Below are 21,966 nucleotides of genomic sequence, written 5' to 3'. Positions count from 1 at the left end.
CAGCCCTATCCGCCGCCCACCGCCGCGAACGGTCCCCCCGGACCGAAGGCGAACGCCCCGAAGCGCTCGCCGATGCGCCGGTGGGCGGCGGCGTCCGGGTGCAGCCGGTCGGGCAGCGGCAGCTCGGCGTGGTCGGCCTCGCCGTAGAGGGTGAGGCCGTCCAGGTAGGACAGCCACGGGTCGTCGGCCGCCCGCTCCGCCACGATCCGGGCCAGCTCCTCCCGCACGACGCGCAGCGTCAGCTTGCCGTGCGCCGCGTCGGCCGGGTCTCCCAGCGCCGTGAACTCCACCCGCCCCTCGGAGACGTCCGGGGCGGCGGGCCCCGGGGTGTCCTCCTGCGCGGGGCAGAGGATGGGCGAGACGACGAGCAGCGGCACGGTGGGATGCCCGTCGCGGACGGTGTCGAGGAACCCGTGCACGGCCGGGCCGAAATCGCCCGCCCCCATCGCGTCGTGGTTGACGAGATTGATGCCGATCTTGACGCTGATCAGGTCGGCGGGGGCGTCCCGCAGAGCGCCCGCGATGAACGGATCGAGGAGTGCGCTGCCCGCCAGCGAGGCGTTGACCAGCTCCACACCTCCCGACGCGGCGGCCAGGGCGGGCCACGCGGTGGCGGAACTGTCGGCCGAGGACCCCTGGCTGATGGAACTGCCGTGATGCAGCCAGACCGGCCGCCCGCCCGGCTCCAGGGCCTCGACCGGGGCATCGGTGCGCAGCCCGAGCAGTTCGGTGGTCTCGGTGTAGGGCAGCCAGATCTCGACGGTCTTCTCCCGCGCGGGCAGCCCGGTGAAGGACACCGTCCCGGGGTTGCCGGGGAACAGCTCCCGTGCCCCGTCGGACAGGTCGACCATCAGCACGTTGCCGCCGCTCGCCGAGGCCCGGCCGGCCGCTTCCCCGTCGACGTACAGGTCGTACGCACCGTTCGGGAGAGGCGGGAGCCCCCGGTGCCCCACCACCGTGCGCAGGACGTCCAGCTCCACGGCGGTGGCCCGGCTGCGGAACACCACGCGCACTCCCGAGGGCTGCGACTCCGCCTGCGCCACCTGCTCGTCGCCGCCGGCCCGGGCACGGGCCGGGGCGGGCAGCCGGTGGGGGAGGAGCCCGCCGCGCGCGGTGCGCTCCAGGTCGAGCGCGCCGCGCAGAAGATCGGCGGTGAGCGGGGTGGTGATCCGGCCGCGGAAGTCGTCCATGGCCTCAGCCTGTCCGCCGGAGGCGGGGCCGAAGCCGGGACGGCCCTTACGCCTTCGGGCGGCCCATCGCCCGGTAGGTCCACCCGGCCTCGCGCCACACCGCGCTGTCCAGGGCGTTGCGCCCGTCCAGGATGATCCGGCGGGCGGCCGCCGCACCCAGCTCGGCCGGGTCCAGCTCGCGGAACTCGCGCCACTCCGTCAGGTGCAGCACCACATCCGCGCCGCGCACGGCCTCCAGAGCCGAGTCCGCGTAACCGAGGGTCGGGAACAGCCGGCGGGCGTTGTCCATCCCCTTCGGGTCGAACACGGTCACCTGGCCGCCCTGGAGGTGGATCTGCCCGGCGACGTTGAGCGCGGGGGAGTCGCGTACGTCGTCGGAGTCGGGCTTGAACGTGGCGCCCAGCACCGCCACCCGCGTGCCGAGGAACGACCCGCCGCCCACGGCCTCGCGGGCCAGCTCCACCATGTGGCCGCGGCGGCGCATGTTGATGGAGTCGACCTCGCGGAGGAAGGTGAGCGCCTGGTCCGCGCCCAGCTCGCCGGCGCGCGCCATGAAGGCGCGGATGTCCTTGGGCAGGCAGCCGCCGCCGAAGCCGATCCCGGCCCGCAGGAACTTCTTCCCGATGCGGTCGTCGTGCCCGATGGCCTCGGCGAGCTTCACGACGTCCCCGTCCGCGGCCTCGCAGACCTCGGCCATCGCGTTGATGAAGGAGATCTTGGTGGCGAGGAAGGAGTTGGCGGAGGTCTTGACCAGCTCGGCGGTCGGGAAGTCGGTGACGACGAACGGCGAGCCCTCGGCGATCGGCCCGGCGTACACCTCGCGGAGCAGCTTCTCGGCGTTCTCGCTCGTGACCCCGACGACGATCCGGTCGGGATGGAGGGTGTCCTGCACGGCGAAGCCCTCGCGGAGGAACTCCGGATTCCAGGCCAGCTCGGCCCCGGCCCCCGCCGGAGCCAGCTCGGTGAGCCGGTCCGCGAGGCGGGCGGCGGAGCCGACGGGGACGGTCGACTTGCCGACGACCAGGGCGGGCCGGGTCAGGTGCGGGGCGAGCGCGTCGAAGGCGCTGTCGACGTAACTCATGTCGCACGCGTACTCGCCGTGCTTCTGCGGAGTGTTCACACAGACGAAGTGGACGTCGCCGAACTCCGCGACCTCCTCCCAGGAGGTGGTGAAGCGCAGCCGCCCGGTGGACCCCTCGATACCCGCGACGTGCCGCTGGAGCATCTCCTCCAGCCCCGGCTCGTACATCGGAACGCGCCCGCCGGACAGCAGCTCGACCTTCTCCGGCACGATGTCGAGCCCCAGGACCTCGAAGCCCAGCTCGGCCATGGCCGCGGCATGGGTGGCGCCGAGATAGCCGGTGCCGATCACAGTGATCCTGAGGGCCATGGAGTGCTCCTGGGAGGTACGGACGGACGTGCGGACCGAGCATAGTCGGGGACCCGGAGGCCGGAATTCACCGCCGGATATGCCCGGTACCTCCCCCGTGCCCCACCCCTGTCGGCAAGCTCACGTGCTCGCCACGTATGCCGTCGGGCGGTCCGCGCACTAAAATTGAGTTACTTAACGGTAGTTAGCATCTGGGGAGTGAGCGTCTTGGCGGGTTCGACCGATTTCGACCTGTACCGTCCGGCCGAGGAGCACGACATGCTCCGCGAGACCATCCGCGCGCTCGCCGAGTCGAAGATCGCCCCCTTCGCCGCCGCGGTGGACGAGGAGAGCCGCTTCCCGCAGGAGGCGCTGGACGCCCTGGTCTCGTCGGACCTCGCCGCCGTCCACGTCCCGGAGGAGTACGGCGGGGCCGGAGCCGACGCGCTCGCCACGGTCATCGTGATCGAGGAGGTGGCCCGTGTCTGCGCCTCCTCCTCCCTGATCCCGGCCGTGAACAAGCTCGGCTCGCTCCCGGTGATCCTCTCCGGCTCCGAGGAGCTGAAGGCCAAGTACCTGGGCCCGCTCGCCAAGGGCGACGCGATGTTCTCGTACGCCCTCTCCGAGCCGGACGCCGGCTCCGACGCGGCGGGCATGAAGACGAAGGCCGTGCGCGACGGCGACTTCTGGGTCCTCAACGGCGTGAAGCGCTGGATCACCAACGCGGGCGTCTCCGAGTACTACACGGTCATGGCGGTCACCGACCCGACCAAGCGCTCCAAGGGCATCTCGGCGTTCGTCGTCGAGAAGTCCGACGAGGGCGTCTCCTTCGGCGCCCCGGAGAAGAAGCTCGGCATCAAGGGCTCCCCGACCCGCGAGGTCTACCTCGACAACGTCCGCATCCCCGCGGACCGCATGATCGGCGAGGAGGGCACGGGCTTCGCCACCGCGATGAAGACCCTGGACCACACCCGCATCACCATCGCGGCCCAGGCGCTCGGCATCGCCCAGGGCGCGCTGGACTACGCCAAGGGGTACGTCCAGGAGCGCAAGCAGTTCGGCAAGCCGATCGCGGACTTCCAGGGCATCCAGTTCATGCTCGCGGACATGGCGATGAAGATCGAGGCGGCCCGCCAGCTCACGTACGCCGCCGCCGCCAAGTCGGAGCGCGGTGACGCGGACCTGACCTTCCAGGGCGCGGCGGCCAAGTGCTTCGCCTCGGACGTCGCGATGGAGGTCACCACGGACGCCGTCCAGCTGCTCGGCGGCTACGGCTACACGCGGGACTACCCGGTGGAGCGCATGATGCGCGACGCCAAGATCACGCAGATCTACGAGGGCACGAACCAGGTCCAGCGCATCGTCATGGCGCGCAACCTGCCGTAACGGCCCTCCGCGCAGCGCCCGTTGCACGGCCCCCGGCGAACCTCGACGGGGGCCGTTCGCGTACGCCCCCTACCGAGGGGCGGCCACCGCGAAGACGCCCCGCGCAGCCGCCCCGTCCGGCCAGGTCCAACCGGCGACGAGGTGTGCCGACGGCGGCTGCTCATCCGCACCGGCCCGCAGAACGCGCCGGATCCGCACGCCCGGCCCATCGCCGGAACCGGCTCCGTGCACGGTGACGGTCGGGTCGGGGGTGTCGCTCAGACTCTGGTGCTGCGGGTCCGCTTCGCCCCGCAACAGGGCGCTCAACTGGGCCAGGACCACCGGGTCGTGGACGCCGTCGTAGACCCACCGGGTGCCGAGCACGCCGTGCTCGGAGGTGCCGACGAGCGCCGCTTCGGGCACGCCCTCCAGCGCCGTGTCGCGGTAGCTCAGCGGCACCAGATACGCCACCGGATCCGGCCCGGCGGAGTCCACGACGACCATGAACTCGATCCCGACAGCCCCTTCCGGGTCGTCCAGCCGGAACCCGCCGGCCCTGGTCAGGTCCGGCGCTCCGCCGGTGCCGGCGTACCAGCTCTGCTTCGGCAGCCAGCCGGTGATGAGCTCCAGCTTGCCGGGCGTCATGGTGGTGCGGTGGATGAATGCCATGCGAGCTCCCTGTGGTCGGTCTCCGGCCGGGGACTTCGGCCGGGGACTCCTCTGGCCGTCACGTTCAACGGGATGATGGACTGCGTGCCGTGGCGACCATGACGACCCGAGTCCTGCGGGCAATCGACCGATTCCACAGCGTCCACCCGTGGGACCATAACGCTCACTACCACCGGTGGATCATGCGGCAGATCCCCCGGCGCTTCGACAGGGCCCTGGACATCGGATCGGGCAGCGGCGACCTGGCCCGGCTCCTGGCCACGCGGGCCGCGGCGGTGCGGGGCCTGGACGCCGACCGTGCCATCGTCGCGAAGGCCCGGGAGCTCACGGCCCCGGCCGTCCCCGTGACGTTCACCGCCGCGGACGCGCTGACGGAGATACCGCCGGGGCCCTACGACGTCATCACCTGCGTCGCCACCCTCCACCACCTGCCGTTCACCCGGGCCCTCACCCACTTTCGCCGGCACCTGGCGCCGGGCGGGACCCTGGTCGTCGTCGGTGTGGCCCGGGCGGCGTCCCCCGGTGACCATCTCCTCGGCGCTGCCGCGATCCCGCTGAACATCGCCATGGCATGGATCAAGAACAAGGGGCGCCGGGCACCACGGCCGGACTCCATGACCGCTCCCACCCGCCCGGCGGCCATGAGCTTCGCCGAGATCGTCCGCGACGCCCGACGCGTTCTGCCCGGCGCCCGGCTGCGCCGACGCCTCTTCTGGCGCTACACCCTGGTCTGGCGTGAGCGGCCCGCCCGAGGGCCGTACACGTCCCCCTAGGGTGGACCGGTGATCATCTGGCTGAACGGAACCTTCGGCGCGGGCAAGACCACCACCGCGAAGGAGGTGACCTCGCTCCTCCCGGACTCCCGGCTCTTCGACACCGAGACGGTCGGCTGGATGCTCCGGCACGTCCTCGGCGCCCCGGAGAAGGACTTCCAGGACTTCCCGCCCTGGCGGGGCCTGGCCGTGGAGACCGCGCGGCAGGTGCTCGACCACGTCGGCGGCACGCTGGTGGTGCCCCAGACCGTGCTGGTCGAGGCGTACTGGCAGGAGATCCGCGACGGTCTGGCGAAGGCCGGTGTCCCCGTGCACCATTTCCTGCTCCACACCGACCGCGACACCCTCGTCGAACGCATCGAGACCGACACCAAGCCGGACAGCGCCGGTGCCGAGCGGTGGCGGCTGGACCACCTGACCGACTACGAGCGGGCTCTGCCGTGGCTCCGCCGGGAGGCTCGGGTGGTCGACACCACGGGCGTCGTGCCCGCCGAGGTCGCGGCGACCGTCCTGCGAGGGGTACGCGCCGGCTGACGGCCCGTCCCCGCCCGACGGGTCAGCGGACGACCTCGAAGACGTTCTTCTGGATGCCGTTCGCGTACGCCTCGTGCTCGACCAGCTTCAGCTTCTGCTGGTCCTTGTCCGTGGTGCTGAACAGGCGCTTGCCCGCGCCGAGCAGGACCGGGAAGACCAGCAGGTGGTACCGGTCGATCAGGTCGGCGTCCGCGAGGTTCCGGTTCAGCTCGGTACTGCCGTGCACGATGATCGGGCCGCCCTCGGTCTCCTTCAGCGCGGCGACCTCGTCGAGCGACCGCAGGATCGTGGTCTCGCCCCAGTCGGACACCAGGTCGCCTTCGGTGAGCTTGGTGGAGACGACGTACTTCGGCATCGCCTTGTACCCGGTGAACTCCTCCATGCCCGGCCACACCGGACTGAACGCCTCGTAGCTGGCCCGGCCCATCATCAGGGCCGCCGCCTCGTCCTGCTCCCGGGCCTTGAGCTCGTACGCCTCCGGCAGGAACTCGATGTCCTTGAACGTCCACCCCGAGTTCCGGTAGCCGGGCTCGCCGCCGGGGGCCTCCATGACACCGTCGAGCGAAACGAAGGCGGTGCTGATCAGGGTGCGCATCAGGTCTCCTGGGTGTGTCGTCGCGGGCCTGTTCGGTGCCCGCCGTCGCTTCTCACTCTTACGGATGTACTGACCGCGTGCCAGGCGGAAACTCATCGGTCCCATGCCGTCGAACCGTGCCGGACCGCCTCCCGCCCCCGGCCGGTAGCCTCCCTCCCCATGACCGAAGCGACCGAACTCGACAGGCTGACCGCCCTCTTCAGGGCCCTGGGGGCGGACGCCGACGCCCGGGACTGGGCGGAGTCCGAGGCCGAGGAGGGGCTGCCGCAGCTCGCCCGCTACCGCCTCCTGCGGACGGTGTGGCAGGACGTCGACGCCTGGGGCACGGCCGCCCGGCAGTGGGTGGACGCCTATCGCGCCGACGGGGCGGCGGCCGACGCCGTCGACCGGGCCCTCGCGGCCGGCCTCACCCCCGAGGACCTCGGCGCGCTGGCCCGCGAGATCGCCAGGGAGACCGCGTTCGCCGTGCTGTACGCCTTGGCGGACCCGGCGGACGGCTCGCTCCCCGCCGAGGTCGAGGCGCGACTGCCGAGCTGGCGGCTGGCGGAGCTGAACGCGGCGGGCGCACCGACCGGGCGCCATCTCGACGCCCTCCACGAGGACTTCGCCGAACTCGAACCGAAGGGGACCACGCTGTGACCGGGGCGACCGAAGTGACCGCCCCCGCGATCACCCCCTTCGACCACGCCGAGCGCCACATCTGGTCCGGAAAGGCCGAGGCGTACGCCGACACCTACGCCCGCCTCTGCGCTCACCCCGTTCCGGCCCTCCTCGACGCCGCCGAGGTGGGGCCCGGCACCCGCGTCCTCGACGTGGGCTGCGGCACCGGAACCGTGAGCGCGGCGGCGGGGGCACGCGGAGCGTCCGTGTACGCGGCCGACGCCGACCCCGGCATGGTGGCCGCGACCCGCCGGAACGTACCGAGTGCCACAGCGCACATCGCGCGACTCCCCGAACTGCCCTACGAGGACGACACGTTCGACGCCGCAGTCGGCAACTTCGTGCTCAACCACGTGGGCCGCCCCCTCGCCGCACTGGCCGAACTGCGTCGCATCACCCGCCCCGGCGGCCGGGTCGCGGTCACCATCTGGCGGTCGCCCGGAGCCCCCGGCCAGACCCTGATCGGCCGAGCCGCCCAGTCTGCCGGCCTCACCCGCCCCACCTGGCTCCCCGCCCTCGCCCCGCAGGACGACTTCCCCCGTACGCCCGAGGGGTTCGCGGCCCTGCTCGACGCGGCCGGGCTCCTCGGCGCGGAGTCCTCCGAGGTGGCCTGGGAGCACCGCTGCGCCCCGGACACCTGGTGGGCGGGGGCCGAGCGGGGGATCGGCGCGATCGGCCAGGTCCTCAACAGCGGAGGCGCGGAGGGGATCGCGGCGGCTCGGCGGGCGTACGACGGCCTGTGCGCCGAATTCCGCACGCGGGACGGTCTGTTGGTGCTGCCGCACGCTGCGCTGCTGGCGAGTGGAAGAGCGTAGGAGGACGGCCGGAGATCAACAATGGAGATTCATTTAATCGCACGGGTAGGGTGACGCGCGCGAAACGATTCTCTAGGTAGTACACGGGGTGTGGAGCATGTCGTTCGATCAGGAGTGGGGCGAACTCAAGGCCGCCGCCGCGATGAGGCTGAACCAGGCCGCAGGCTCCGGCGGTTCCGGACCGAAGGGGTCGGCAGACTTCGTGGTCAAGGACGACGAGCTGGGGGGCATCGGTCACGCCGCGTTCGGCCTGTTCAACAAGCTGGAGCCGACGGGCAAGCACGCGAAGACGGCGAGCGAGACGGCATCCAAGGGCCTCACGGGCGACGGGTTCACGACCGGGGCGGCGTTCACGGAAGTGATCGGGACCTGGGAGAAGCAGGTCAAGAGCCTCCTCCAGGCGTGCGCTCACATCTCCAACCACCTCGACTACACGAAGAAGGCGAGAAAGTCCGACGACGAGTGGCTGGAGACACAGCTGCGCATCGTCGGTCCGGTCGCCCCGGGAGCGGACGGAGCCGTCCCCGCCTCCCAGCTCAACAAGTACTTCCGGTAAGGAGCCGCCACCGTGCCCACCTTCGAGCAGCTCCTCACCGCCCGCCTCGGCCCGATGGAGACCGCCGTCACCCAGTGGACCGAGATGATCGGCAAGCTGAAGACTCCTCTCCAGGACGACGCCAAGGCGATGAAGTCCAAGGCCGACAAGTCCACGTGGAAGGGGGAGAACGCCACCGTCACCAAGGAGTTCGTCACCAAGACCGCCAAGGAATTCGACGACGCGGTCAAGGAGGCGGAGTCCGTACGTGACCTCCTCAAGGACGCCCACGGCCTCTTCAAGTCGGCCCAGGACGATCTCAAGCACGCGTACGAGAACCCTCCGCCAGGCATCATCATTCACCCCAACGGCGTTCTCAGCCACCGTGTGCATCCCGACCGGCGCTCGAAGGACAGCACCGACCCCGTCGCCACCGAAGCCCAGTTCGAGGCGCTGCGGAGCAAGCTCGAAGGCATTCTGAAGCGCGCCGACGAAGCCGACGAGCTGTGCTCCTGGGGCCTGCGCGCGCTGATACGCAACCACCCCAACGACTTCGGGGACACCGAGTTCAACGGCCTGGCCGACGCCAAGCGGGCGCGTGCCGAGGAGAAGCAGCAGGCGGAGAACGGGCGCGAGGCCGCCAAGCTCTACGCGCGCTGGGAGCACCTCAACGACGAGGAGCGCGAGCGGCTCCTCGACTACGCCGAGAAGGGCAAGAACTCCCCGGCCTTCGCCGAACAGCTGATGACGAACCTCAGCTACCGGGGCCGGGACCAGCAGGAAGCCGTTCTGCTCCTCGCCAGCAGCCTGGAGTCGGGCGGCCGCGACGGCCAGCTCTCCAGCACCGACGCACGCCTCTACAAGGCCCTGTCCGGCTCCCTGGCCACCGCCACCGGACCCGACTCCTCGATCGGTACGCCCGGTGGTGTCGCATCGGCGTGGACCGACAAGCTCATCACCACGGCCCGCGACGGCAACGGCCTGCCCCGTCAGCACCCTGGGGCCATCGGGGGCGGTGCCGCGAGCCTGAAGAACCTGACGGACCTGATGGCGGCCGACGCCGGCGACAAGGCGTACGACCCGGAGGACGAGAAGGCCTCACCGTACGACAAGGACAAGGGCGACCCGGTCTACAGCGAGGCCTTCCTGACCGAGGTCGGCGACACGATCCGCGACTGGGAGACGAACAACGACGACGCCTACGACGGCGTCATGAAGAACTGGCAAGGCACGCAGGAGGACCCGATGAAGGGCCTGCTGAACGCCATGAGCCGCAACCCGTCCGCCTCCACCCACTACTTCGACCCGAACACCACCGACAACCTCAAATACTTCCTGGAAGACCGGGAATGGCCCGGAGGCGCCGTCGAGGACAAGATGCCCGACGACCTGAAGCGGACCTCGGCCCGCGCCGAGCTGGGCACCGCTTTGGAGGCCGGGGCCACCGGTCGCGAGCCGGGCAGCCCCCTGCACGCCCCGCCCGCCCACCACGACAAGGCGGAGGCCGCGATCTTCGAGCGGGTTCTCAAGGAGTACAGCGGCAAGGACGCTTCGGAGAACCAGAGTTCAGTGCCTGTTTCCATGCGCACGAGCGTGGGCAGCATGATCGGGGACTACGCCTCGGACGTCCACCAGATACTCGGCAAGAAGATGGACGGGCCCACCGACTTCAACAACCTGGAAGTCGAGCGGGGTGACCTCCTCCGCATCATGCGCGGCGCCGCGGAGGACCCGAAGGCCTTCGGTGTCATGCACCAGTCGCAGACGGTGGTGATCGCCGAGGGGATGAATGACTACCCGGCGAGTTCGTACCGCAAGGAGGACGAAGAGCTCCGCGCGTGGATCAAGCAGTCCGCGTCGGTGCTCGGCCACCTCGACGGCGTGCGCGGCGATGTCATCTACGACCTGGGCCAGGCGGAGAAGGACGCCAACGGCTGGAACAAGATGATGAACTACCACGCCATCGGCGCGCCCTTCACAGCCATCCCCGTCGTCGGTGACGCGATTCAGCGCTCGGTCGACGTCGGCACCGCCGCGTACATGAACGACCTGAACGCGAAGGTCGACGCCGAAACCCGCAGGAACATGGTCGACCACTTCGAGAACGGCGAGCAGCAGATGGACGCCATGATGCGCAGGACGGCGATGGACAAGGGCCTCACGAAGGAGGAGCTGGACGCCAGCCCGGGCGAGTACGAGGATCATCTCCAGGCGGCTGCCGAGAATTGGTACCAGTACGGCATCGAGGACGCCCAGAAGAAGATGGGGCAGCCGTAGCCATGAACAAGAAGCATCTGCTCCTGCCCGCCGTGCTCGTCGTCGCGGCGGCGGTCGTCGCGACGGTTCAGCTCTGGCCGACGGAGCTCAAGAAGCTGCGCGAGCAGAATCTGTGTCTCGGAATGCTTACGGAGCAGACCGCCGGCCTGATCCAGGACGGCAAGGGCGGTGCCGTCGTGGTCGAGGAGTCCATCCCGGACAGTTCCGGGTCCGCGGCCAAGGCGGCGGACCAGATCTTCTCCACCATCTGTTTCGTCAGTCGGAAGAACGCCGATGACAAGAGCAGCGCGCGGCTCCAGTACACCCTGGACGTGCGGCCCACCGACACACTGAACGACCGGCCGAAGGGCGCCACCCCCGTCAAGGGTGGACTCACGGGCTGGGTGGGCCAGCGGCAGAGCGAGGTCCAACTGCCTGACGGCTGCGCGAAGGAGATGAAACGGCCCGACGCGCGGTACATCACTGTCACCCTGAAGCTCTCACCGGTCACCCTCGTCGGACGGGACTGGGACTACGCGTCCCTGATGAAGGACTCCCGCACGGTGATCCTTGAGGCCGTGGAAAGCCTGACGAAGCAGTACGACTGCGCTGCCTGACGGCCATCCGGAAGGACCGATGGACAAGAAGTGGCTGCCGTTGACCATCACGCTCGGCGTTGCCGGGGTGGCGGTGGTGGCGGCGAGTGTCTGGCCCGACGACGTGGAGAAGCCGCCGTTGCCGCAGAGCCTGTGTCATGGTGCGCTCAGCCGGGAGACGGCGGAGCTGATCGACGACGGCCAGGGGGGCGAGATCAGCACGGACGAGTGGGAGAGCAAGGGCAGCACCACTGACACCGCGGTGTTTAAAGCGTGTCGAGTGCTGCGCGCGAACCCGTACGACGAGAGCGACAACCCGCGCACGGTCTACAAGCTGGTCGTCGAGGACACTCCTAGCCCTCCCGGCCGAAAGAAGGGTTCCACCTCTCTCGGTTCCGGGCTTGTCGGCTGGGCGCTCCCCGAAGAGGCCGCGGTCACGTTGCCTGCCGGTTGCCCCGTCCGGATGGGCTCGACCGCCCCGTACATCAGGGTGTGGCTCGACGTGCCCTCGCAAGACGAGAAGAACCTGGCCAGGCTGGAAGAGAAGCGGCCTGTGGACGCGGATGTCGCCCTGCGCAACAACGTGACCGTGATGCGGGAGGTGGCCGCAAGGCTCACCAAGCGTTACGACTGCGCTGCCTGACGGCCACCCGGAAGGACCGATGGACAAGAAGTGGTTGCCGTTGACCGTCACGCTCGGTGTCGCCGGGGTGGCGGTGGTGGTGGCGAGTGTCTGGCCTGACGACGTGGAGAAGCCGCCGTTGCCGCAGAGCCTGTGTCATGGTGCGCTCAGCCGGGAGACGGCGGAGCTGATCGACGACGGCCAGGGGGGTGAGGTCAGCGCGGGCGCGTGGGAGAGCAAGGGCAGCACCACTGACTCCGCGGTGTTCAAGGAGTGCCACGTGCTGCGCGCCGGCCAGGACAGTGCCAAGCGGCGCGGCGTCTACAAACTGGTCGTCGAGGGCGCACGGAGCGCCTCCGGGGCGAAGAAGGGCTCCGTCCCTCTCGGTGCCGGGTTCACCGGCTGGGCGCTCCCCGACCGGGCCGAGGTCACCCTGCCCACCGGCTGCGCCGCCCGCATGGGCTCGGACGCCCCGCACATCAGGGCGTCGCTCGAAGTGCCCTCGCAGGACGAGGAACGCCTGTACCGGCGGGGAGAGAAGCCGCCCGTCGACCCGGACACCGCGACGCGCAACAACGCGACCGTGATGCGGGAAGTGGCCACCAGGCTCGCCGAGCGGTACGGCTGCGCCGACTGACCGTGCCCTGCCCGCTAGGCCGCCTCCCCGTACTGGGCCCGGCAGTCGCGGCAGTGGCCCGGGTCGTGGGAGCGGAAGGCCCGTTCGCAGCCGTCGCAGGTCTGGAACGGGGTGACCTGCGCACGGCGCGGTGGCGCGAGAGCGTGGATGCCGGGGAGCGGGGGCGGCAGGAGGGCCGTCAAGCGGTGCCTGAGAAGCCTCGCCGGGTGCTTCAGCGGCTTCGGGAGGTCGGCCGTGAGGGTGCGCCGGATCGTGTCGAGGGTCGCGTCGCGTTCGAGCCAGGCGGCCACCCCGGGCGCCAGCTCCTCGACGTCCCGCTCCGAGAGCACCAACTCCTCGGCGTGACGCCGCAGATCGGCGAGGAACGCGGACGCGGTCTGTCGCAGCTCCGGGGTGGGTGCGTGGGGGTGGGGGAGCGGCCTACGCGGCTGGGTGGGCGCGGTCCGGGCCGGTAAGCGGACCGGGGCGGGCAGCGCTTCCGGTACGAGGACGTGCTCCGACACGGGTCGGGGCTCCTCCCGGACGCCGACGTGCTCCGGCACAGGTCGGGGCTCCTCCCGGACGCCGACCTGCTTCGGCACAGGTCGGGGCTCCTCCGGTACGGCGGCGGGCTCCGGCTCCAGTGCGCGGATGTGTTCCCGTACGGGAGTGGGCGCGGGCGCGCGCCCGGTGCCGCGTACCGCCGGACCCACCACGGGCACCACCCCACCCCGCAGCACCGCCCCCGGCTGGTTGCAGAACACCGTGCGGGTGGCGACCCGGCCCTTCGCGAGTCTGACGCGGGTGCGGTGCAGATAGCCGTGGGCCTCCAACTCGCGCAGGGCGCGGGCGATCTTCACCTCACCCTCGGGGAAGCGGGCCGCGAGCGCCTTGATCCCGACCTCCGCTCCGGCGGGCAGCGACTGGATGTGGACGCCGACCCCGATCGCGACGAGGGACAGCTCGGCGTGCTGGGCGAGGTGGTTGCCGACCACCGTGAACCGGCTCGTGTGCGGGATCACGACGTGAATGACGCCGGAGGGCGGGACGGGCCCGGGAATTGCGGCCAGGGCATGGGCCAGGGCGTTATCGTGCTGGGTATCCATCGGGAAGTCGTGTCTTCCTTGGTGGCTAGGCCCTCGGTTCGGGATTGCCGTCCCGGCCGGGGGCTGTTCGATGTCTGATAGGTCGATCGACGGGCGATCGACAGGCGATCGAAGGTCGATCAGCGCGAGCATATGCCTGCCAACCGGGCCGGAATCCAGCTCAGTCGGCAAACCTCACCCGCGCGAGTGACGAGCCCTCGCGCAGCTGACCACCGGGATCAGGTGGGGCGGGGTTGGGTTATTTCTCCTGGTTCTTTAAGTAGTTGATGTCGCGCCCCACCGCGTCGCGGTCGGCCACGATCCGGTGGGCCATGACCGGGTCGTGAGGAGCCACGACCCGGTGTGAGCCAGGTGAGGCACCCGCCTTTGCTGCGGAAAAGCGGAAACCCTGACACCGACAGCCCCCTTCGGCACACTGAGTGCATGGACGATCACCCGGGGAAGTCGCCGGACCATCTCACGATCAATGTCACCCACCACGACGATCCGGTCTTCGAGGTCACCGAGGCGGACGCGTTCGCCTCGGCCCGCAAGTACCCGAACATCGTCGTCCGCGGGCCGCTGTTCGGGCTGGCCGAGCAGCGGCGCGGGGACCGGCCGCGCTGGCGGCTGATGGGTGAACTCGACAGCGGGTTCCCGCAGATGGTCCGTGACGAGCTCAATTCGCACCTCTGGTTCAAGGCGAAGGACGAGACCGACGATCCGGCCGAGCGGCGGTCGCTGCTGGCGGCCGTGGCGCGGCTGGAGACCGAGAAGGTCGACGAGGTATCCGCGTGCGGCGTGCGCTACCGGGTCGTGCGCGCCGACGAGTTCACCCGGATCGGCGACGGGAGCCTGGAGCCGCCCCGGGCCACCGACCCGGACGACGACGGCTGGGACCTGGACGCCCCCGACCCCTGCCGCACCGAGGGCTTCGTGGTCGACCACGCGGCCGCCGTCGGGCTGAGCGAGGGGATCGGCCGGGTCGAACTGCTCCACCTCGCCTACACCGCGGAGCGCTTCCCCGCCGACGTGCGGGCCGATTCCCAAAGGGCGTTGACCACTCACCCGGGCGTCGTGCTCCTTCCGACGACGTTCCGGGTGGTGCAGCGCAATGAGGTGTCCTGGTCGATGGTGACCGGGCAGCACTCGACCCCGCAGGGCGCTCGGCGCGCCCTCGTCGACCACCTGACCCGGCCCTTTCCCGAACTGCCGGACCTCCCGGGCATGCCGGAGCTGCCCGCGTGGATGAAGGTGGACGAGAAGGAGGCGGCCGTCAACGAGCGGGCCGCGAAGAAGTTCATGGCTCGCCGTCGGCCCAACGAACTCTTCGTGCGCGGCAAGCGGTTCGAGGTGATCCGGGCCGAGCGCATGATGCGCATCGGGCCCGACGGGCCGGAGACGCCTCGCCCGTCCGACGTCGACGAGTACGGCCCCTCCCAGCTGCATCCCCCCATGGACGAGCGCGGGAACATCACCTACGGCACGTAGCGCGTCGAAGGCGCCCACGGACGGCGAAAGGGCTCCGGGCGGCAATCGCCCGGAGCCCTCAACGGGTGTTCAAACGGCCTCAGTTGCCCTTGACCGTGACCTTCTCGTCGTTGTTCAGCTGCTGCACCAACTGCTTCACCTTGGCCTTGTCCCAGACCAGGTTCCCGCCGACGCTGCCCGAGATCGGCATGTTCATCGACGTACCGTCGCCGCCCGTGACGCCCTTCATCGCGAAGAACATGTTGCCCAGCGCCCAGAGCGACATGTCCTTGTCCACGATCAGCGTGTCCAGGCCCGCGCCCATCGTCGGGTACAGCTTGAACGGGTTGATGATCGTGGACGGGGTCGCCGTCTGGCTCGCCAGCGCCGCGAGGAACTTCTGCTGGTTCTTCGTGCGGTCCAGGTCGCTGCCCGCGAACGCGTACCGCGTGCGGACGAAGGCGAGGGACTGCTCGCCGTTCAGCGTCTGCTTGCCCGCCTGGAAGTCGGCCCCCGACTTCTTGTCCTTGAACGCCTTCGGGATGTCCAGCTCGACCCCGCCGATCGCGTCCACGATCTTCGCGAAGCCGCCGAAGCCGATCTCGACGTAGTGGTCGATGCGCAGACCCGTGTTGAACTCGACCGTGCGGACGAGGAGTTCGGGGCCGTCCTCGGCGTACGCGGCGTTCAGCTTCACCTGCCGGCCGGTGCCCTGGAACATCTTCCCGGACTCGGACCCCTTGAAGGACGGGATCTCGACGTTGGAGTCGCGCGGCAGCGAGATCAGCGTCGGGCCGTTGGAGCCGTCGTGCAGGATCATCATCGAGTCGGTTCGCTTGCCCTCGGCGGAACCGGTGCGCAGCCGCTTCTTCTCCTCGGCCGACATGCCCTCGCGGCTGTCGGACCCGACGATCAGGTAGTTCGTGCCGTCGCCGGACTCCGGCCGCTCGATGACCTTGGAGAGGTCCACCTCGCGCTTCAGCTTCGAGTCGGCCCAGAAGTACGTCGAGATCGAGACCGCGAGCACCACGACCACCAGGGTCAGCGCGCCGAGCTTGATCCGGCGCCGCCAGTCCGGAGCCGGGCGGCCCTGGACGTAACCTCCGTCACCGCCGCCGCGACGGCCACCGCCGCCCCGGCCGTCGGAGCCGCCGCTGCCCGATCCGTAGACCTGGCCCGTGTTGTAGCCGCTGTCGTACCCGGGCTCGGGGCCGTTGCCGTAGCCGCCGCCCTGGTAGCGGTCGTCGTACCCCTGGCTCTGCGGCGGAACCTGCGGCCGCTGCGGGGTACGGGGCTGGGCCGGGCGGCGCTGGACGTGCGGCATCGACCGGGCGCCCTCGGGCTGGGGGCTGGCGCTGCCCCGCCCGTAGCGTTCGCTGCGGTCACCGGTCCGTCGATCGGGCCAATCGTTCATCCGAACAGTGTGCCGCCCCGGCCCATGGCAATTACAGGGTGTAAGGGAAATCGCACCAGGGCTGTTGCGAACCTGATGCATTCTGCGGGAGCGCGGACCCCGCATAAGGTGGACGGTATGACAGATCAGGCCACTGGCGTAACAGATCCGGCCAATCGTGCGGAGGATGAGCTTCCGGGCAAGCCGACCGCGGCGTCCCGGACCACCCTCAGCCACATCATGACCGGCAGCGACACCAACCTCCTCGGCACGGTGCACGGTGGCGTGATCATGAAACTGGTCGACGACGCCGCGGGCGCGGTGGCCGGCCGGCACTCCGGCGGGCCCGCCGTGACCGCCTCGATGGACGAGATGGTCTTCCTGGAGCCGGTCCGCGTCGGCGACCTCGTCCATGTGAAGGCCCAGGTCAACTGGACCGGCCGGTCCTCCATGGAGGTCGGCGTCCGGGTGATGGCCGAACGCTGGAACGAGTCCACCCCCGCCCAGCAGGTCGGCAGCGCCTATCTGGTCTTCGCCGCTGTCGACGGGGACGGCAAGCCGCGCCGCGTACCGCCGGTGATCCCCGAGACCGAGCGCGACAACCGGCGCTACCAGGAGGCACAGATCCGGCGCACCCACCGGCTCGCCCGCCGCCGCGCGATCAAGGAACTGCGCGAGAAGCGCGCCGCCGAGGGATTCGACGACTGAGGCCGGGGGCGGGCCCGGCAGCAGGCCCGACAACAGGCCTGGCAGCAGGCCCGGCAACCCGTCCCTACGGGCACACCACCTCGTCGCCCCTCACCGTCGCGAACTCGCCCGCCTCACGGGGCTCCGCCTTCACCCGCTGCACCTTCGTGAAGTCCGCCCCCACCGTCACCCTCATCTGCGGACCCTGGCCCTTCACCGCCTTCAGCTCGCTCCCGGGCAACGCCGTGGCCAGGGACTTCGCCGACCGGTCCCAGCGCGGGTCGTACTCCACCAGCGTCCGCTTCAGCTCCCGCACCTCCCCGTTGAGCGGGGCCTCGGTCGTGGTGAACCCGGTCGCGCGCAGCGCCTCGTCCACCGTCCGGCCCAGGCCGTCCTTCGGGGTCCCGTTGTAGACCTGCACCCGCACGTCCTTCGGCGCCACGTCGACCAGCTTCGCGGGCGGCTGCTGCGGGCCCGCCGCGGGCTTCGGCTCCGGCTTCGCCGGGGCCAGCGGCTTGTCCTCGCGCAGGGCCTGGAACAGCTTCTTCGCCTTCTTCGCGTCCCACTGCACCGTCGAGCCGATGCCCTTGACCGGGAAGCTCGGATTGCCGACGGGCACGGACGTGAACTCCGACGAGGCCGGCCCGAAGTCCTTCATCGCCTTGCCCAGCGCCAGCATCTCCTCCGTACCGAAACCCTTGTCGGCCCGGACGGAACCAAGCACCGAGCCGGAGACCTGCTGGAACTTCACCGGGTTCAGCAGCACCCCGCTGCTCGTGACCCGCTTGATCAGCGCCGCCATGAACTTCTGCTGGCGCTCCATCCGGCCCAGGTCGGCGGCCACGTCCACATGGCGCGAGCGGACGTACTGGAGCGCCTGACCGCCGTCCAGCTCATGCGTGCCCGCGGGCAGGTTCAGACCGGTGTACGCGTCCTTCATCGGCCGCGCCGTGCAGATCTTCACCCCGCCCACCGCGTCGACCGTCTTCATGAAGCTGGTGAAGTCGACCTCCAGATAGTGGTCGATCTTGACCTTGGTCATGTTCTCGACGGTCCGCACGGTCAGCGCGGGCCCGCCCTCCGCGTACGCGGCGTTCAGCTTCACCGGGTGGCCGGCGTGGTGCTTGCCCGTGGTGCGGTCGGTGTGGGCGGGCATCTCGGCGTAACTGTCCCGGGGCAGGCTGACCACGCTCGCCCGCTGCCGGTCGGCCGACAGATGGACCAGCATGATCGTGTCCGTGCAGTGGCAGGGCGCGCCACCGAGCTTGTACTTCCGCTTCTCCGCCTTGGTGATCGTGTCCCGGCCGTCCGTGCCGACAAGCAGCAGATTCGTGCCGTGACCCCCCTCGGGGCGGTTCTTCATGTCCCGGAACGGATCGACCCGGCCGATCCCGCCCTCCAGGCCGCTCACCACGGCGTGACCGATCCCGCCCGCCCCCAGCACCAGCACCGAGAGACCCGTGGCCACCCGCATGCCCCAGCGCGGCCGCTCGTCCTGCTTCCGGGACCGGACCGGCCGGGTGCCCTGCGGTGGCCGGGCGCCCTGCCGCGGGCGGCGTCGCGGGGGAGTGGCGCGGGGGCGCGGCGGGCGCTGCGGCGGTTGTTGCGGTTCGGGCACGGGGAGACACCTCCGGGGTGCAAGGGAGACACCTCTGCGGTGCAAGCGGACCATCGCACGGTAGGCCCATACGACCACCGCCCCCGCCCGCGACCCGGCGGCGCGCACCGGTGTCCCCCATTCGCGGTAACGTGGCGGCCGAAAACCGAGCCGCCTCCTGGGGTACGAAACCCCCGGCGCCCCCGAGGACCCCCCGAGGACCACATGTCTGCCGCGCAGTACCCCGCCGTCTCCGTGATCATGCCGGTGCTCAACGAGGAACGCCATCTCAGGAACTCGGTCCGGCACATCCTGGAGCAGGAGTACCCCGGTGAGATGGAGGTCGTGATCGCGCTCGGCCCCTCCGCCGACCGGACGGACGAGATCGCCGCCGAGCTGGTCGCCGAGGACCCCCGCGTCCACACCGTGCCCAACCCCACCGGCCGCACCCCCGCCGCGCTCAACGCGGCGATCAAGGCCTCCCGCCACCCGGTCGTCGTCCGGGTCGACGGCCACGGCATGCTCTCGCCGAACTACATCGCCACCGCCGTGCGCCTCCTGGAGGAGACCGGCGCGCAGAACGTCGGCGGCATCATGCACGCCGAGGGCGAGAACGCCTGGGAGGACGCCGTCGCCGCCGCGATGACCTCGAAGATCGGCGTCGGCAACGCGGCCTTCCACACCGGCGGCCAGGCGGGCCCGGCCGAGACCGTCTACCTGGGCGTCTTCCGCCGCGAGGCGCTGGAGAGGGCGGACGGCTACAACGTCGAGTTCATCCGCGCCCAGGACTGGGAGCTGAACTTCCGCATCCGCGAGGCCGGCGGGCTGATCTGGTTCTCGCCCGAGCTGAAGGTCCAGTACCGCCCCCGCCCCACGGTCAAGGCGCTCGCCAAGCAGTACAAGGACTACGGCCGCTGGCGCCACGTCGTCGCCCGCTACCACGCCGGCTCGATCAACCTGCGCTACCTGGCCCCGCCGACCGCCGTCGTCGCCATCGTGGCGGGCCTGGTGCTCGGCGCGACCGTCACCCCGTGGGCGCTGGTCGTCCCCGGCGGTTACGTCGCCGCGATCGTCGCCGGGTCGCTGCCCGCGGGCAAGGGGCTCTCGCTGAAGGCCCGCGCCCAGATCCCGGTGGCGCTGGCGACCATGCACATGTGCTGGGGCTTCGGTTTCCTCACCAGCCCCCGCTCCCTGGCCAAGCGGGTCATCGCGAGCCGCCGCCCGGCGATGACCGGCAGCAGCGAGACCGTCTGAACATAGCGGGGAGAGTGCTAGAAGGCCCCCCCACATGCGGACTTCCCACAAGATGTGGGCGGCCGGAGACAGGTAGTCGGGATCCCACTCACCCCCTAAGGGTTGTCCCGTAAATGATCTTCGGTGGACGGGGACAAGGGGCCCTTGGTCGGGTGGTTCGCTCAGCCGGCGATCGCAAGGTTGTGCAGGCGGGCGATGCCGAGCATCGCGTGGTGCACGCCGTCGCCCTTGAGGCGGCAGTCGCGCAGGATCTTCCAGCCCTTCATACGGGCGAAGGCGTGCTCGACGCGAGCGCGAACCTGCTTGTGGGAGTGGTTGTGCTGCTGCTTCCAGTCCGGGAGTTGGGCCTGTCCCTTCGCCCGGCGGTGCAGCATGACGAGTCCGGTGCCCGGATAGCCGCCGTCGGCGATGGTCATCGTCTTGCCGACGGCGTCCTTCGCGCCGGATTCCTCCCACGCCTTGCAGTCGTTGCGGTTGCCGGGTGAGGGCCGGCCCGACCACGACGACCAGGCGGGTGTCGGCGTCGATGACGACCTGGTGGTTCGTGGAGTAGTGGTAGTTCTTCAACTGCTCGGCGGTCGTGTGGTCGCGGGTGGGCACCAGAGTGCCGTCCACGATGAGCACGGCGTCTATGCGGAACCGCTCGCGCGGTTGGAGTGCGAGTTTCGGGCCGAGGTGGTCGATGATCCGGTCGGCCGCGAACTTCGAGATGCCGAAGAGTGGGGCGAGCTGACGCAGCGTCAAGTTCGTGCGCCAGTAAGCCGCGACCAACAGAACCCGGTCTTCCAACGGCAGGCTCCACGACCGACCGCGCCGCAGCTCGTCTACGATCTCGCGGCGGACCCACGGTCATCAACTTGCCGGAGCAGCGCGGGTTCAGTCTGGTGAACGAGGTTATCCAGGACGGCTCCGACGCCGTGATCACACCAGCCACACCAAGATCATCTCACCTGTGACCAGACATTACGGGACAACCCCTTAGGTGTATAGATCCGCAGGGTCGCTGACGTGAGCGATAAGCGGCCTTCCGTCGAGTGCGGTGTTGATAGCCGTCGTTGTAGGTGTGGAGGGAGCCTCCCAGGGCCGCAGATCAGCTCCCTCAGGAAGGGGCGGTAAAGAGTCTCACCTCGTGGTAAGCGCCGTTTTAATGATCGTGCTTGAAATGGCTAGGAGCTTATTTGCTGTGCTTGACGACGTCGGAGAGGGCCGCGCTTCCCTTTACCGGCGAGGCGGCCCGTCTCCGGATCAGCCGCAGTGGAAGTAGCCGCGGACCGGTACGCGATGCTGAATGACATCCCGCCCACCAGGCTTGTACATAACTAGCTCGTAAGCGACACAAGTATTCTTTCCGTTGAGCTTCACTGGACCTGCGTAGTAACTGAAAAATCCGGAATCTGAATTAGACGTGCCCTTCTGGGTTTCGAGGGCGAGGGTCATCTTTGAACTAACTCCGTAGTACGAACCCTTTTTGTCGGCAATCACGCAGTTATTAGTTCCGTCCCAGTAAAGCCCTACGACAGCGATCACTTCTCCGCCGTACGAGTGGGAAGATTGGTCGACCTGCGTTCCACTGCAGCCGGCGGCAGCTGCAGCCGGTGCGGCGTTGGCCACGGGAGCGATGAGGCTTGCACCAGTAAGTACTGCTGCGGTGGTCAGGATTCTGGCAAGTCTGTGCTTCATGCGTGGTGCTCCTTATGTGAGATTTTGACCAGAGTGCACAAGTGCTGCGAATCTTAGTTCGAAAGAATGCCCCTTGGTGGTACTGGCTCAAAATAGCCGTAGAATGACTGATTCTAGTATGAGGGGGTGACTGCGAGTCCCACTCAGTGAGCTTCTTCAGCGTTGCCGCTCCAGTGTGAGGACAGCTTTGGCGATTGACGTCATG

At 69.7% G+C, this 21,966-nt stretch carries 21 protein-coding genes and 1 pseudogene; 13 read left to right on the top strand and 9 right to left on the bottom strand.

Translation table 11 applies throughout. The features are described from left to right. Window positions 1–5: 5 nt before the first annotated feature. Window positions 6–1,190, bottom strand: coding sequence for a GDSL-type esterase/lipase family protein (locus tag IE145_RS14605; protein WP_189525486.1), 1,185 nt, complete (start codon window positions 1,188–1,190; stop codon window positions 6–8). A 46-nt stretch (window positions 1,191–1,236) separates the two neighbouring features. Then, window positions 1,237–2,580, bottom strand: coding sequence for a UDP-glucose dehydrogenase family protein (locus IE145_RS14600; protein ID WP_189525485.1), 1,344 nt, complete (start codon window positions 2,578–2,580; stop codon window positions 1,237–1,239). 207 nt (window positions 2,581–2,787) lie between these two features. Between IE145_RS14600 and IE145_RS14595 the strand changes: the two genes are divergently transcribed. Further along, complete coding sequence (locus IE145_RS14595) at window positions 2,788–3,945, top strand: acyl-CoA dehydrogenase (protein WP_010059900.1); 1,158 nt, start codon at window positions 2,788–2,790, stop codon at window positions 3,943–3,945. A 69-nt stretch (window positions 3,946–4,014) separates the two neighbouring features. Here IE145_RS14595 and IE145_RS14590 read toward each other — a convergent pair whose 3' ends face one another. After that, window positions 4,015–4,593, bottom strand: a complete 579-nt coding sequence (locus tag IE145_RS14590) for a maltokinase N-terminal cap-like domain-containing protein (protein ID WP_189525484.1) — start codon at window positions 4,591–4,593, stop codon at window positions 4,015–4,017. 98 nt (window positions 4,594–4,691) lie between these two features. Here IE145_RS14590 and IE145_RS14585 point away from each other — a divergent pair, with 98 nt between their 5' ends. Both IE145_RS14585 and IE145_RS14580 read left to right on the top strand, forming a co-directional pair. Then, window positions 4,692–5,366, top strand: coding sequence for a class I SAM-dependent methyltransferase (locus IE145_RS14585; protein WP_189525483.1), 675 nt, complete (start codon window positions 4,692–4,694; stop codon window positions 5,364–5,366). Window positions 5,367–5,375: 9 nt separating this feature from the next. Next, window positions 5,376–5,900: a P-loop nucleotide/nucleoside kinase family protein gene (locus IE145_RS14580; RefSeq protein ID WP_189525482.1), complete on the top strand. Its 525-nt coding sequence runs from the start codon at window positions 5,376–5,378 to the stop codon at window positions 5,898–5,900. 22 nt (window positions 5,901–5,922) lie between these two features. Here IE145_RS14580 and IE145_RS14575 read toward each other — a convergent pair whose 3' ends face one another. Continuing rightward, window positions 5,923–6,495: a dihydrofolate reductase family protein gene (locus IE145_RS14575; RefSeq protein WP_189525481.1), complete on the bottom strand. Its 573-nt coding sequence runs from the start codon at window positions 6,493–6,495 to the stop codon at window positions 5,923–5,925. 159 nt (window positions 6,496–6,654) lie between these two features. On the opposite strand from IE145_RS14575, the gene IE145_RS14570 reads away from it, so the two are divergent. From IE145_RS14570 to IE145_RS14540, 7 genes are all read left to right on the top strand, one after another. Next, a complete protein-coding gene (locus IE145_RS14570) occupies window positions 6,655–7,134 on the top strand; it encodes a hypothetical protein (RefSeq protein WP_189525480.1) in 480 nt (159 codons plus the stop codon). A gap of 29 nt (window positions 7,135–7,163) precedes the next feature. After that, the gene (locus tag IE145_RS14565) at window positions 7,164–7,970 is read left to right on the top strand and encodes a class I SAM-dependent methyltransferase (protein WP_189525612.1); all 807 of its coding nucleotides are present in this window, start codon (window positions 7,164–7,166) and stop codon (window positions 7,968–7,970) included. 97 nt (window positions 7,971–8,067) lie between these two features. Next, entirely contained in the window at window positions 8,068–8,526 is a 459-nt protein-coding gene (locus IE145_RS14560) for a hypothetical protein (RefSeq protein WP_189525479.1), read from the top strand. Window positions 8,527–8,538: 12 nt separating this feature from the next. Then, window positions 8,539–10,782 carry a DUF6571 family protein gene (locus IE145_RS14555; RefSeq protein WP_189525478.1) on the top strand — a complete coding sequence of 748 codons (2,244 nt, stop codon included), beginning with the start codon at window positions 8,539–8,541 and terminating at the stop codon, window positions 10,780–10,782. Window positions 10,783–10,784: 2 nt separating this feature from the next. Continuing rightward, window positions 10,785–11,378, top strand: coding sequence for a hypothetical protein (locus IE145_RS14550; RefSeq protein ID WP_189525477.1), 594 nt, complete (start codon window positions 10,785–10,787; stop codon window positions 11,376–11,378). A 19-nt stretch (window positions 11,379–11,397) separates the two neighbouring features. After that, window positions 11,398–12,000, top strand: coding sequence for a hypothetical protein (locus IE145_RS14545; RefSeq protein ID WP_189525476.1), 603 nt, complete (start codon window positions 11,398–11,400; stop codon window positions 11,998–12,000). Window positions 12,001–12,019: 19 nt separating this feature from the next. Then, a complete protein-coding gene (locus tag IE145_RS14540) occupies window positions 12,020–12,616 on the top strand; it encodes a hypothetical protein (RefSeq protein ID WP_189525475.1) in 597 nt (198 codons plus the stop codon). Between the two features lie 14 nt (window positions 12,617–12,630). Here IE145_RS14540 and IE145_RS14535 read toward each other — a convergent pair whose 3' ends face one another. Beyond that, window positions 12,631–13,701, bottom strand: coding sequence for a hypothetical protein (locus IE145_RS14535; RefSeq protein WP_189525474.1), 1,071 nt, complete (start codon window positions 13,699–13,701; stop codon window positions 12,631–12,633). Between the two features lie 423 nt (window positions 13,702–14,124). Between IE145_RS14535 and IE145_RS14530 the strand changes: the two genes are divergently transcribed. After that, complete coding sequence (locus tag IE145_RS14530; protein WP_189525473.1) at window positions 14,125–15,171, top strand: DUF5954 family protein; 1,047 nt, start codon at window positions 14,125–14,127, stop codon at window positions 15,169–15,171. Between the two features lie 79 nt (window positions 15,172–15,250). On the opposite strand, the gene IE145_RS14525 is transcribed toward IE145_RS14530, so the two are convergent. Then, entirely contained in the window at window positions 15,251–16,564 is a 1,314-nt protein-coding gene (locus IE145_RS14525) for an LCP family protein (protein WP_189525472.1), read from the bottom strand. 117 nt (window positions 16,565–16,681) lie between these two features. Between IE145_RS14525 and IE145_RS14520 the strand changes: the two genes are divergently transcribed. Further along, window positions 16,682–17,251: an acyl-CoA thioesterase gene (locus tag IE145_RS14520; protein WP_189525471.1), complete on the top strand. Its 570-nt coding sequence runs from the start codon at window positions 16,682–16,684 to the stop codon at window positions 17,249–17,251. A gap of 64 nt (window positions 17,252–17,315) precedes the next feature. On the opposite strand, the gene IE145_RS14515 is transcribed toward IE145_RS14520, so the two are convergent. After that, the gene (locus IE145_RS14515; protein WP_444545678.1) at window positions 17,316–18,848 is read right to left on the bottom strand and encodes an LCP family protein; all 1,533 of its coding nucleotides are present in this window, start codon (window positions 18,846–18,848) and stop codon (window positions 17,316–17,318) included. 204 nt (window positions 18,849–19,052) lie between these two features. On the opposite strand from IE145_RS14515, the gene IE145_RS14510 reads away from it, so the two are divergent. Beyond that, a complete protein-coding gene (locus IE145_RS14510; protein WP_189525470.1) occupies window positions 19,053–20,081 on the top strand; it encodes a glycosyltransferase family 2 protein in 1,029 nt (342 codons plus the stop codon). A gap of 161 nt (window positions 20,082–20,242) precedes the next feature. Here IE145_RS14510 and IE145_RS14505 read toward each other — a convergent pair. Both IE145_RS14505 and IE145_RS14500 read right to left on the bottom strand, forming a co-directional pair. Next, window positions 20,243–21,015 (bottom strand): annotated as a pseudogene (locus tag IE145_RS14505) (transposase). A 311-nt stretch (window positions 21,016–21,326) separates the two neighbouring features. Then, a complete protein-coding gene (locus IE145_RS14500) occupies window positions 21,327–21,761 on the bottom strand; it encodes a hypothetical protein (RefSeq protein WP_189525469.1) in 435 nt (144 codons plus the stop codon). Window positions 21,762–21,966 lie beyond the last annotated feature (205 nt).

Source organism: Streptomyces sindenensis, from assembly GCF_014649035.1.
In the GTDB taxonomy this organism is placed as follows: Bacteria; Actinomycetota; Actinomycetes; order Streptomycetales; family Streptomycetaceae; genus Streptomyces; species Streptomyces sindenensis.
Note: the sequence above shows the minus strand (reverse complement) of the source record. Positions and strands in the feature narration are given on the sequence as shown.